At 43.0% G+C, this 12847-nt stretch carries 11 protein-coding genes and 1 pseudogene; 10 read left to right on the top strand and 2 right to left on the bottom strand.

What is annotated here, in order from left to right:
• Positions 1 to 49: 49 nt before the first annotated feature.
• The 8 genes from miaA to radA all read left to right on the top strand — a co-directional run bounded on the left by miaA (position 50) and on the right by radA (position 8157).
• A complete protein-coding gene (miaA, locus tag AAEY72_RS02475; protein ID WP_352309319.1) occupies positions 50 to 1240 on the top strand; it encodes a tRNA (adenosine(37)-N6)-dimethylallyltransferase MiaA in 1191 nt (396 codons plus the stop codon).
• A 454-nt stretch (positions 1241 to 1694) separates the two neighbouring features.
• Positions 1695 to 2222 carry an RNA chaperone Hfq gene (gene hfq, locus AAEY72_RS02470; protein ID WP_352309317.1) on the top strand — a complete coding sequence of 176 codons (528 nt, stop codon included), beginning with the start codon at positions 1695 to 1697 and terminating at the stop codon, positions 2220 to 2222.
• 262 nt (positions 2223 to 2484) lie between these two features.
• The gene (locus AAEY72_RS02465) at positions 2485 to 3477 is read left to right on the top strand and encodes a KpsF/GutQ family sugar-phosphate isomerase (protein ID WP_010198112.1); all 993 of its coding nucleotides are present in this window, start codon (positions 2485 to 2487) and stop codon (positions 3475 to 3477) included.
• A gap of 150 nt (positions 3478 to 3627) precedes the next feature.
• Positions 3628 to 4194 carry a KdsC family phosphatase gene (locus tag AAEY72_RS02460; protein WP_352309316.1) on the top strand — a complete coding sequence of 189 codons (567 nt, stop codon included), beginning with the start codon at positions 3628 to 3630 and terminating at the stop codon, positions 4192 to 4194.
• Complete coding sequence (gene lptC, locus AAEY72_RS02455; protein ID WP_010198114.1) at positions 4191 to 4778, top strand: LPS export ABC transporter periplasmic protein LptC; 588 nt, start codon at positions 4191 to 4193, stop codon at positions 4776 to 4778. Before AAEY72_RS02460 ends, lptC begins: the two co-directional genes overlap by 4 nt.
• 221 nt (positions 4779 to 4999) lie before the next feature.
• Positions 5000 to 5482 (top strand): lipopolysaccharide transport periplasmic protein LptA, encoded by a 483-nt coding sequence (gene lptA, locus AAEY72_RS02450; protein ID WP_413191387.1) that lies wholly within the window; start codon positions 5000 to 5002, stop codon positions 5480 to 5482.
• 136 nt (positions 5483 to 5618) lie between these two features.
• A complete protein-coding gene (gene lptB, locus AAEY72_RS02445; protein WP_352309379.1) occupies positions 5619 to 6329 on the top strand; it encodes an LPS export ABC transporter ATP-binding protein in 711 nt (236 codons plus the stop codon).
• Positions 6330 to 6711: 382 nt separating this feature from the next.
• Positions 6712 to 8157 carry a DNA repair protein RadA gene (gene radA / locus AAEY72_RS02440; protein ID WP_189581451.1) on the top strand — a complete coding sequence of 482 codons (1446 nt, stop codon included), beginning with the start codon at positions 6712 to 6714 and terminating at the stop codon, positions 8155 to 8157.
• A gap of 110 nt (positions 8158 to 8267) precedes the next feature.
• Here the strand turns inward: radA and AAEY72_RS16655 are convergent.
• Positions 8268 to 8609 (bottom strand): annotated as a pseudogene (locus AAEY72_RS16655) (septal ring lytic transglycosylase RlpA family protein); the annotation flags it as partial.
• A gap of 1077 nt (positions 8610 to 9686) precedes the next feature.
• Entirely contained in the window at positions 9687 to 10829 is a 1143-nt protein-coding gene (rodA, locus tag AAEY72_RS02430) for a rod shape-determining protein RodA (protein WP_201592572.1), read from the bottom strand.
• Positions 10830 to 11091: 262 nt separating this feature from the next.
• Here rodA and AAEY72_RS02425 point away from each other — a divergent pair, with 262 nt between their 5' ends.
• Together AAEY72_RS02425 and AAEY72_RS02420 are read left to right on the top strand one after the other, a co-directional pair.
• Positions 11092 to 12072, top strand: coding sequence for a D-Ala-D-Ala carboxypeptidase family metallohydrolase (locus AAEY72_RS02425; protein ID WP_201592569.1), 981 nt, complete (start codon positions 11092 to 11094; stop codon positions 12070 to 12072).
• Positions 12073 to 12200: 128 nt separating this feature from the next.
• On the top strand, positions 12201 to 12749 hold the full coding sequence (locus AAEY72_RS02420) for a hypothetical protein (protein WP_201592567.1): 549 nt from the start codon (positions 12201 to 12203) through the stop codon (positions 12747 to 12749).
• The last annotated feature ends 98 nt before the right edge of the window (positions 12750 to 12847 follow it).

Here is a 12847-nt window from a genome sequence, read left to right as displayed (position 1 = left end):
GCCAAATTATATTTTTGCTACCCACCATCTCATTAGTAGAGGCAATCCTATGCGACATTCGTCTGACAGCTTATCTTATAGCTTGAGTCCCAATTTAGCGGATAATAGCGTGGTTTGCTTGATGGCGCCAACCGCGAGTGGTAAGACAGCACTGGCCTATGAGCTATACGATACAGGTCGTTATGAGCTTATCTCAGTAGACTCGGCGCTGATATATCGTGATATGAATATCGGTACGGCAAAGCCTACGTCTGATGAGCTGGCGCGTTATCCTCATCACTTAGTGGATATGATTGACCCTATGCAGAGTTATAGCGTTGCTGAGTTCGTCAGCGATGTCGCCCGTTTAATTGATAGCTGTCACCAGAACGGTAAGATACCGTTGCTAGTGGGCGGTACCATGATGTATTACATGGCGTTGCTGGATGGACTATCCCCTGTACCTGATAGTGATGACGGCATTCGCGCGCAAGTAGAGCAATGGCGACAGGATGAGGGTATTAGCGCGCTATATGAGTATTTGGGTAAGGTTGATCCGATAAGTCACCAGCGTCTTAATGCCACTGATACTCAGCGTATTACTCGCGCTATTGAGGTATATCTACAAACGGATATTTCTATAAGTGAGTGGCAACGCAAACCCAAACAAGCATTAGCAAATAACCCCAATCAAAATTGGCACGTATTGGCAGTGATGCCTGATCGTCCGTGGTTGCATGAGCGTATCGCCCAGCGTCTAGACATCATGTGGAGTGAGGGTCTGGTGGCTGAAGTAATCGGACTGCTTGAGGAGTATCCATTGACACCGAACTTACCTTCTATGCGCTGCGTTGGTTATCGGCAAGTACTAGAGTACCTTGTACATACCAATCACCCAATATTTGAGCAACCGCATTTAGATAAAGCGCTTTTCTATGAGGCTTTTGGTGGATTAGATGAGTCGATAAATCAAAAAACAAAGCAGGTCAAACTGTCTCAGCCTTTGATTGCATCAAGTTTGTCCGATAGCCAAACCGAGGTGCTTGCTTGTCAGCAAATGCAAAATAAGGCATTATATGCGACAAGGCAGTTGGCAAAGCGCCAATATACTTGGCTGCGTAAAGTAATACAATTGCCTGATAATGCAATAGACACGGCAACAAAATCTGACTCATTTAACGATGCGAATGACCATACAAACCATGCATTAGAGATGAAGGTATTTACAACGATGGCACAGGCAAGAGACTATTTGTTTTAGCCTATGTAGATGACCATCGATTGAATTGAGGATATGGCCTATTAAATTTATTGGCTTGTTTTTACACTATCTTCTTAGAAACACAACACAGTAGTAACGCTTCATAAGTACATGAGAAAGTAATGACAATTAGTTTCAAAGTATAACGTGAATAACTGCTATAATTTAATACCAGAAATGTGGTGAACTTTGTAGAATCACCATGACTTTGCCAATAATTATTGTCTAACGTTTGTTGGTAAAAACAGTTTATGAAACAAGTGGTTACTTAATTTTTTTACAATAATAATGTATTCGCGATAAAGTGGAATCACTTAAGAAGAACCGATGTTTATTTAGATACGTTTTATAAAGAAAAATTATTATTGTATCTACTCTTTGCCATTATAATTCAAGCAACACTTAAAATAATTGGCGCTTAAAACATAATTATATAATATTTAGGAGAGATTTCATGTCAAAAGGACAAACTTTACAAGATCCGTTCTTGAACTCGCTGCGCAAAGATCGCATTCCTGTCTCTATTTTTTTAGTCAATGGTATCAAGTTGCAAGGTCAGATCGAGTCATTCGATCAGTATGTCGTATTGCTCAAAAACACAGTGAGTCAAATGGTATACAAACATGCCATCTCGACGGTTGTGCCAGCACGTAATCCACGTAGCAGCACAACGACAACGACCAGTGCCCAGCCTCAAAGTGCAGCGCCAGCCGCTTATCAAGGTGGTGGTTTTGAACGTGGTAGCAACCCTGCTAGCACCGGCGGTTTTGAAGAGCGTGGTTTTGCCTCGAACCGTAGTGGCTTTAACCGTGGCGGTTTTAGCCAAGGTCAAGATCGTGGCTTTGAGCGTGGTAGTTTTGGCCAAGGTCAAGAGCGCGGGTTTGAACGTGGCGGATTTGGTCAAGACCGTGGATTTGAGCCACCAGCAGAGAATGCGAACTTTCAAAACAAGCCAAGTGACGAATCTGATGATAACAACTAAGTTGATAATCAATAACCAATCATAGATAAATAGACAAGAAGTATTTTGCCTATTTACCTATAGATAGATGCGTTATCTCGACTTGATATATTTAATTAAGACCTGCTGCTATAGTGGGTTTTTTTTGTATAAATAGACGTATAATAACTACCTAGCATTGATATCGATTTGACGTTAATGCTGGGTTTTGCAGGGCATTACTAATATCGCCCAGAGTATAGTAAAATATCTTATTGATTCATTATAAACATAGAGCTGATGCATGAGTAATAGCCAAAGCAATCTGACCCATGAGCAATATATTAGTACCGCTATCGAAGCGATTAACACCGAGATATCGGCGTTAGCACTACTTACAGAACAGATAGACGACAGATTTGCGCAGGCTTGCGATATTATTTTGGCTTGTAAGGGTCGAGTAGTGGTCACTGGTATGGGCAAGTCAGGATTGATAGGTCGCAAAATCGCTGCGACCTTTGCTTCTACTGGCACGCCTGCTTTTTTTATGCATCCTGGTGAGGCTGGGCATGGCGACCTAGGTATGCTGGTGAAAGGTGATGTACTGCTTGCCATCTCTAACTCTGGTGAGTCCGATGAGATTAAAATGCTATTGCCCGTGGTTAAGCATTTAAACATTCCATTGATTAGTATCAGTCGTGATAAGCGTGGCATGTTACCCCGTGCAGCTGATATTGTATTGACCCTAGGCAAATCGCAAGAGGCGTGTCCGCTGAATCTTGCGCCTACCTCTAGCACCACGGCTACATTGGCGCTAGGTGATGCGTTAGCAGTGGCTTTAGTACATGCGCGTAATTTCACTTCAGAAGATTTTGCTCTATCGCATCCAGCCGGAGCGTTAGGTCGTCAACTGCTCACTCGCGTCGAAGATTTGATGCATACCAAGTCAGAAGATTTGCCACTTATCAATCAACAAGCACCATTGCAAGAGGCGCTCTTTACCATGTCTGCTGGGCGCTTAGGGATGACAGTGGTCACTGACGATAATGATAAGGTTGTTGGGGTATTTACAGACGGCGACTTACGCCGCGGTTTAGAAAAAGGCATCGATCTACAAACCCCGATGCGCGATGTGATGGTGCACGATCCACGCCGAATCAGCAAAACCATGCGAGCATCAGACGCTCTGAGTGTCATGAATGAAAATGGTATCAGTCAGCTGTTGATTATCGATGAGAAAGATCGATTAGAAGCGATTATTACGGTTCATGATTTACTACAAGCGGGTGTTAAGTAAGCATTATCTATAGTCAGGTCAATATAAAAAAGACACAGCGTGCCTGATATAAATTTTTTGTAGCCTCTGTCTGCGTAGGCACAGCAAGCAAGAAAAATTTGTACCAGTCACGCATTATAGAGCCAAAAAGTCTTTAAGAAAGGATAACTCATGCAAGACTTAATAAAAAAAGCCGGACAAGTTAAGCTATTGGTATTAGATGTTGATGGTATTTTGTCAAATGGTCAAATCATCTATGACGCCAATGGTGTTGAGACGAAAGAGTTTTCAGTGCACGATGGTGTTGGTATTAAGTCGTTAGCATGTTATGGAATTTTGACTGCTATTATTACGGGTCGCAGCAGCCCCATGGTGGATAAGCGCGCCATCGAAATAGGTGTGGATTATGTGGTGCAAGGTCGTGATGACAAGCTGATTGCCTTGAATGAGCTGCTATCTACCCTTGATCCTGCGCTCAATATCACAGCGGCTGATTGTGCTTATATGGGTGATGATTTGCCAGATATTAAGGCAATGCAAACTGTGGGATTTTCGGCAACAGTGCCCAATGCCCATGCCGAAGTAATTAAGCGCAGCGATATGGTGACTACACGTGCAGGCGGTACTGGCGCCGTACGTGAAATATGTGATCTTATCTTAAAAGGTCATGGCCATTATAAAGACTTTATCGCGCATTATACGCTTGATGAGGCACCAACTCAGGATACCTTATCGTGAATACTCGTGTTTTAATCGTTTTAGCATTGATTATTGCTGGTATTGCTGGCTGGTTTTTTCAGCAGCAAGGAGACATATCACCGCCAGTTAGCATGGAAGCGACCGATGTTGATTATGAAGCGACTGATATTAAGGCGGTGCAAACCAATGAGCAAGGCGACACTGAATATGAGCTTACTGCTGAATCATTGACGCACAATCCGGCAACTAACGAAGATGAGATGTCAGGCATCACGATGAATTGGGAGCCCTCAGATGAGCAGCGCTATCGTATCGAAGCGGGTAGCGCTGCCATCAGCCAGCAGACTGGTGAATTGAGCTTGTCTGGTGGTTTTACCTTAGTTAGTGAAGACAAAGCCGATGGCGCATCAGATATTGAACCCATTAAAGTGACGGGCAGCACGCTCAAAGGTAACACCAAGTCAGGCCAAGTATATAGTGATGAAATGGTCAAGATTGAGCAAGGGATGAATCGATTTGAAGCATCGAGTATGAAAGCCAATCTGGAGACTGGTGAGTATGAGTTCGGTCAAGTGGCGGTTAATTTTTCTCCTGCTGATCGTAAAGACAAGGCATTATTCTAGTTGAAATGATCTTTGCCCAAGGAGATATTCAAAACCATATAGTCAGTGAAAGTTAGTCTGACGCCCTATGGGATTGACTATAGCTAGCATGAAGTTTGCAAATCCTACTACTAATAATAAAACGAGTAATGTTTATGAAATCTAAGTTTTTGCCTACTCTGCGCTCATTATCGACTCGCTCGATGCAAGTCTCTTCTAGCCTGCGCACGCTACCAGTCGTCATGTTGCTAGCGTTACCACTATATAGTCATGCGCTGCCATCAGACGCCAATCAGCAGATTAAACTGTTGGCAGATAAAGCGACTTATAGTGAGCGTACCGGTGTCACCAGTTATTCGGGTGGTGTGGTTATTACTCAAGGTACGTTTAAGATGACCGCTGATAATATCACGGTCAATTTATCACAGGGTCGTAGTATCAACTCTGCAGTAGCGACTGGGCGACCAGCCACCATGCAGCAAGTGGTCACGCAAGAGAAAGGTCTGGCAAAAGGTCAGGCCAATAAGATCGACTACAATGCGATCACTGGTATTATTACTTTGACGGGTAATGCAAAGCTGGTACAAAATGGCGCCAGTTTTGCGGGCAATGTCATTCGTTATAGCTTAAAGGCGGGTGATGTAGAAGCGACAGCTGGTGGCAACCAGCGCGTGGAGCTAGTCTTCCCACCTAGCAGCAATAACAGCCAGAGCGGCGTACGCTAAGTGATAACAACAATTGCGTAGCAGCACCTAAATTTCGACAACACTATGCGTAAGTTATGAGTAAATTATGAGTGATAACCAAAGTTTTGACGCTTTAGCCCCCACTAACAATGCTAAGCCTGTCGAGCGCTTGAGTATGAAAAACTTAGGTAAGCGTTATGGCAAACGTTGGGTCGTCAAAGATGTCTCATTTTCTGTTGATCAAGGTCAAGTGGTTGGCTTGTTAGGACCAAACGGTGCGGGTAAAACCACCAGTTTTTATATGGTAGTAGGTCTGGTCAACATGGACAGAGGCAGCGTCAGCTTAGGCAACATGGATTTATCCAAATATGCCATGCATGAACGCGCTCGTGCTGGCATTGGCTATTTACCGCAAGAAGCCTCAATCTTTCGTAAATTATCTATCGAAGACAATATCTTGGCTATTTTGCAAACTCGTACAGAATTGACTGCTAGTGAGCAGCGCCAAGAGCTTGAAAAATTGATTGGTGAATTCAATTTAGGACACGTGCGCAAATCTTTAGGGATGAGTGTGTCAGGCGGTGAGCGTCGCCGTTGCGAGATTGCTCGTGCCTTGGCCGCTGATCCGAAGTTTATCCTGCTCGATGAGCCTTTTGCGGGCGTTGATCCTATCTCTGTTGGTGACATTAAAGATGTGATATTAACGCTAAAAAATCGTGGTATTGGCGTGTTAATCACGGATCATAATGTTCGCGACACGCTCGCTATTTGTGAAAAAGCTTATATCGTCTCAGAAGGCGCTATTATTGCTGAAGGCACAGCGTCTGAAGTCTTAGATAATGAGTTGGTAAAATCTGTTTATTTAGGTAAAGATTTTCAGGTATAAACCGGTCAGTTAATCGCTGTTTTCGTTCGTTTATACTATTCATAGGTTGGCATAAAGTTTCTGCTATTTTTTATGCCAACGACCATCATTTATATCGTATTCATTATCATTTCTGCTACACAGCCTATAGTCAGGTCAATATAAAAAAGAGACAGCGTGACTGGTATAAATTTTTTGTAGCCTCTGTCTGCGCAGGCACAGCAAGCAAGCAAGAAAAATTTGTACCCGTCACGCATGATAATGTCTTGTATCCATTTTATTTAGTATCGACTATATCATCTAAGCGGCTTCTTCCTTATAAAACTATTCTTATATAAACACTTATACAAAAGCATTCTGATATTTTATTATTGATTGATTGTCTGAATAAGGCTCATACGTTATGGCAAAAAATAAAAGCAGCTATGTCTGTCAACATTGCGGTGCGCATTTTGGCAAATGGGCAGGACAGTGTACGGATTGCGGGGAATGGAACAGTTTGGTCGAAGCGCCTAATGTCAGTATGCCGCATCATAATAAAAGTACTGCTAAGCCTAATGCTGGTCGAGCAGCGCCTCGTAACACAGGCAGCAGTGGCACACCTACAGGGAACTATTCTGGTACCCATAGTGCGGTCATGCCGCTTAATGCTGTCAGCGTCGGCCTAGATACGCGCTTGCCCACTGGCATTAGTGAGTTTGATCGTGTGCTCGGCGGTGGATTAGTCGCCGGTTCTGTTGTACTGATAGGTGGCGACCCCGGTATTGGTAAATCCACTATTTTATTACAAACAGCGACTAATATGGCTCGTGCTGATTCGCTGGCAGGTAGTGCGCTTTACGTGACCGGTGAGGAGTCACTGGCTCAGGTTGCTATGCGTGCCAAACGTTTAGATTTGCCAGCGGACAGGCTGCGGGTATTGGCCGAAACCAACGTCGAAACTATTTGTGCGGCTTTAACTCAAGAACAGCCAGCCATCGCTATTATTGATTCTATTCAGACTATTTATACAGATGCCATCAATTCTGCGCCGGGCGGCGTCAGTCAAATTCGAGAATCTGCGGCTATTTTGACACGCTATGCCAAGCAGACGGGCACTGCGCTATTTTTAGTGGGGCATGTGACCAAAGAAGGTACGCTCGCAGGGCCACGCGTGCTTGAGCATATGGTTGATACGGTATTGTATTTTGAGGGACAGTCGGACTCCCGCTTTCGGATGATTCGCGCGGTTAAAAATCGTTTTGGTGCGGTTAACGAGCTCGGTATTTTTGGTATGACCGATATGGGACTGAAAGAAGTCGCCAATCCGTCAGCGATATTTTTGAGCCGCTATGATAAGCCCGTGGCTGGATCGGTAGTTATGGTCAGTCGTGAGGGTACGAGACCGCTATTGGTCGAGGTACAGGCGTTGGTTGATGATTCGCAAGGTCAACCTAGACGTATGGCGCTGGGGCTAGATTTTCAACGCTTATCCATGCTGCTGGCCGTCATGCATCGACACGGTGGCATTCATACCAGCGGACAAGATGTGTATGTCAACGTAGTCGGTGGTGTCAAGGTCATAGAGACAGGCTCTGATTTGGCTGTATTATTGGCTTGCGCTTCTAGTATTAAAGAAAAGCCTTTACCTTCATCATTGGCCGTGTTTGGTGAAGTGGGCTTGTCTGGGGAAATACGCCCTGTCCCTAATGGTCAAGAGCGATTGAAAGAAGCGATGAAGCATGGTTTTAAACATGCCATTATTCCTAAGGGCAATGCGCCTGCAAAGGATGCTCCTCAGTTTAAAGGCATCAATGTAATTGCCGTTGAACGTCTCGATGATGCTATTGAAAGCGCGTTTGAGTTATAAACAGATACTCTTCGGTGTTCGACTAAAAAAGATAAACTCAAACAAAAAACGCCTAACTCATCATGGTTAGGCGTTTTTTTATTCTAATTAAGAAGGCTGTTGTTTTAGAACTAAGGTCCTGAAACACGCTCAATCGAGACGTTACCAACCCCTTTGCTCGTGATACCTAATTGCTTGGCAGCACCATAAGACAAATCCATTACCCGATTACCGTGGAATGGACCGCGATCATTAACTTTTACCACGACGCTTTTGCCATTGGTTTTATTAGTGACTTTCACATAGCAATTTAATGGTAGTGAACGATGAGCCGCTGTTAGGGCATTCATATCAAAAGTATCACCGCTGGCCGTTTTGCGACCATGAAACTTACGGCCGTACCAAGATGCCAGACCGGTTTGCTTAAATTTGCTTACTGAGTTAGACGCGACTGCTGTTAAGCGCTCTAACACATCTTCGTCATTGCTTACTTGGGCGGTATCGCTCGCTAATAATGAGCTGCTAAGTGCTAATGAGGTAGGCTGACGGGCAGACTTAACCAAGCTTGAAGCACCATCATGTTGACGACTAAGTTCACCGAGTACACGGTCGATATGGGAGGCGTTATCTTGCGAAATCATTGCAAGGGTGGTTTTTGCTTCTACTGCATTGGCATTAGATGCGACTGCAGAGCCAGCAAATAGACATACTGACATTGTAAGTAAACCAGATAAACGCTTATTCATAAATACCTCTATAACTTATACATTAAAACCTAACTCTAAAAATCTTAGATCGAGTGTGACAGACTTAGACCAATCTAATCGTGTCGCAAGCTCTAAAGCCTATGTATCAATCGGTCATTCTAATCAGGATTGATGCAAAAGACGGCTTTTATAGGGTCTAACATATGATAATTTTCATTTTGTTATCATAAATGCGTTGCAGTAGTAAATGACTGAAATGCTTATGATGTGCTCAAATGATAGTTAACAATATTAATTAAGTACTGACTTCAATAGTTGAACAACTAAAGTTTAAATGGTCAGTACCGACATTTATCATATCCGATAAACAAACTTCCATGTATTGCTAAATTAATAAACGTTTTGAAGTGTATTACGTATTACTTTGTTATTAAAGCGTTAATTAAGTAGTCGATTTGAAAGCCTGAAATCTCGGATTTGCTAACTATACGGATGAGCTATAACTAAAATATAATTAAATGCTAAGTTTGTTAGTAGCTCTGTACGGGTTATGTAGCAAAACACAGTAAAACGAGGTTAACGCAATTATTTGTAAAAAACAAGGATTAAAACCTATCAGTGTAGATTGACAATAAGCACGCTTTTGACGAAGAAAGACAGTGATTTTATTTTTAATAATTCAATGATATCAAAATCTTATGATGGATAAATGCTTTAGAGGAAAATGGATGATATCAAGAATATCTGTAGTATTAATTACAAATAAAGCCAGTTTTTTGTCGTTAAAACTGACCTATATTCTATTTTTTCATTTTTACCGTCAGAGTTATTAGATGATGGCGGTTAGTTAGATTTATGAGTATGAATGGACATCAGCAGCCCAAATCCCGCCATTAAAGTGACGATTGCGGTGCCGCCATAGCTAATGAAAGGCAGGGGTACACCAACGACAGGTAAAATGCCGCCGACCATACCGACATTGACGAACACATAAACAAAAAATGACATGGCGACCGCGCCTGCTAATAACCTGCTATACACATCGGGATGGGTGAAAGCGATATATAAGGCACGGGTGAGTAAACAGGCATAAACGAACATCAACAACATCACGCCCAACAGACCAAATTCCTCAGAGAAAGCCGCGATGATAAAGTCGGTATGGCCTTCCGGTAAGAAGTGTAGATGCGACTGCGTGCCCTCTAAATAGCCTTTGCCCGTCAGTCCACCTGCGCCAATGGCTGTTTTGGACTGAATGATGTTCCAGCCAGCTCCTTGTACATCTGCTTCAGGATTGAGTAATGTCAATACTCGGGTACGCTGATAATCGTGTAACAAAAAATTCCAAGCGACGGCGATGAGGGGTATCGCTAAGACGGCCGCGCCCGAAATCACCCGCCATGACAGACCTGCTAAAAAAAGCACGAAGATGCCACTGGCTGCAACTAACAGTGAAGTACCTAAATCAGGTTCTTTAGCAATCAATAACACCGGAACGATGATCAAGGCTAAAGTGATGGCGATACTTGATGCTGATGGAGGTAGATCGCGCTTAGACAAAAACCAGGCACACATCATCGGCATACCAAGTTTCATAAACTCTGAAGGCTGCACGCTGCCAAATCCTGGCAGGTTAATCCAGCGCTGTGCCCCCATGCGCACCTCACCAATGATGTCTACCAGTACCAGTAGTACGAGTCCAAGTACATAAAAAACAGGCGTAAAGGTACGATAAATACTTGGCGGTATTTGTGCCATGGTAAACATCACGGTAAATGCCACGCCATAGCTGACCATTTGGCGTATGACCATGCTATTGTCTTGGGTCGAGGCGCTATATAGAATCGTTAAGCCAATGCAGCAAACTGTTAATAGAAGCAGGGTCAACCATGGATCGATATGGATACGTTGCCATAGCGTCGGCGCATGACCTTGACCGAAATGGTGGCTCTGACGTGAAAAACGATATTGCGGATTAGAAGACATAGGCAAAGTGTGACTGGCAATTGGCGTAAAAGAGATGTCGAATTTGACATAAATGTGTGATAAATCAGTGATTACAAGAGGTTCATTCCAATAGGTGCCAGCAGATAAAGTAACACATCAGTAATAAAGTCACGTAACTATGAAAATTATGAGGATAAGTGTTAATTACGAATAGGTGGCTACGAATTAGAAGCGATAGTTTAGCCTGCTTGCCAAAAATTTGATAGTATCGATAAAACGTTTTTAGCGGTAGCTTCTTGCAATGATCAATAAAAAAAACCATGCCTATCGGCAGATTCATAAGCCTATTATCGCTCTATTGGTTTGTGCCAGTAGTATTAGCGTTCATGCGGCTATCGTGAGCGATAATAGTGAGCGTCGTATCGAAGTCCGTCAAGGAGGCAGTACTGGCAATAGCAGCAGTAATGCTTATATCAGGCCTTCCACGAACGCGACAAGCTATAACTCAGGCGTTACTATGTTAAGTGGAGCAACAAGGTTAAGTGGAACAAATGCGATAGCGGGCGATAGCATGCAAGGGCTAATTCAGCAAAAACAACGTGATTTCGATTTTGACGCCAGCTTATCCATCGAAGAAAACAAACGCGTCAATGTCAACAGACGTACGCCTAGCTATAATACAACTTATCCTTCCACTTACAGCACCAGTAATAATACTTATAACAATTTTACCAGTATCGACTTTAATGGCTGGCTAAACAGCAATAGCTACCGTGCTAGCCAAGTCGCTGATTATCAACGCTATTTGAATGCACGAGTGGGTGCGCATAATGTACCACCCTTGTCTCAGCTGCTTACGACGGCACGTAGTTGGGATAAATGTGGCTATGAGCCTTATCAGCTGCCACCGCAAGAATTATGGGCCAATATAGTTCCCACACTACGACTGTATAGTGAGCTAAAGAATCAAGGTATCTTACCTGCCAGTAGTGAGATACGCTCAGTTTACCGTAGTCCTGGACTCAATGACTGTGCTGGCGGGGCAGATAGCAGCAAACATATGACTGCGGGTGCTATAGATATTTGGGTGCCGGAGTACGAAGATAATTCATGGCTGCTTAGTACCATGCAAGATGGCCTATGTCAGTTTTGGCAATATCAGGGTCAGTCTCATAACTTTGGGCTAGGACTGTACTCCACGGGTGCTATTCATTTGGATACTGAGGGTTATCGCAAGTGGGGCTTTAATCATGCTAGCAGCAGTTCATCATGTCGTTATTGATAATTTTATCCGCATGGTCAAAACGACTATAGTTATCCTATTATACTTATACAAATCACTTTTTATCTCAGTAAACTATGCTGTATTATGTCAAAAAAATATAGCCTAGTTTATAGTAAGTGAAATTTATGAAAAAGTGGTACTTAAGAGTAGAAAGATCAAATCAATCAGAAAAACCGAAAAAAAGCACTTTGCGCTCAACTCAGATGTATGCAGGGCTATGTTGCTCGGTGATTCTGTCTCTTCTGTTTATTAGCGCCTGTAGCCCGAACACTGCTTCTGAAAATAGTTTGCCTAACGTAAATGCCTCGGATGCAAAAGACATCGAAGAAAACATTAAAAACTCTTATGCGCGTCTCGCTGCCAAACGTCCTGATGTATGCCCAAAACTACTACAAAAAAACGTCGACGATGACACTATTGTCCGTACTGCGGAGGTCATGATATCGAATTATTGTGATTATTACTTATACCTAGAGAGGGGTCAAAGCATAAACATCGATATCAATACCGATCAAATCGAGACATTGCTAATTGTGCCAACCATGCATAACTTTGCCAATGGTTCTTATCAAGTCGAATCTTATGATAAGCATGTGATTCGTTTAAATTATGTCGGGGTGACTCATAAACCCGAGCGTTTAAGCTATGACGTAAACATCACCATCACTAGCTAACTTGACTGAAGCTGATTACTTCACATAATAGCTGGAATTTATAACGTTATTCATTATTTTTTATTAGGGTGTGTCCTCATTTTAAAAAGGAGGACACA

The organism is Psychrobacter sp. W2-37-MNA-CIBAN-0211, from assembly GCF_040309405.1.
Lineage (GTDB): Bacteria > Pseudomonadota > Gammaproteobacteria > Pseudomonadales > Moraxellaceae > Psychrobacter > Psychrobacter glaciei.
Note: the sequence above shows the minus strand (reverse complement) of the source record. Positions and strands in the feature narration are given on the sequence as shown.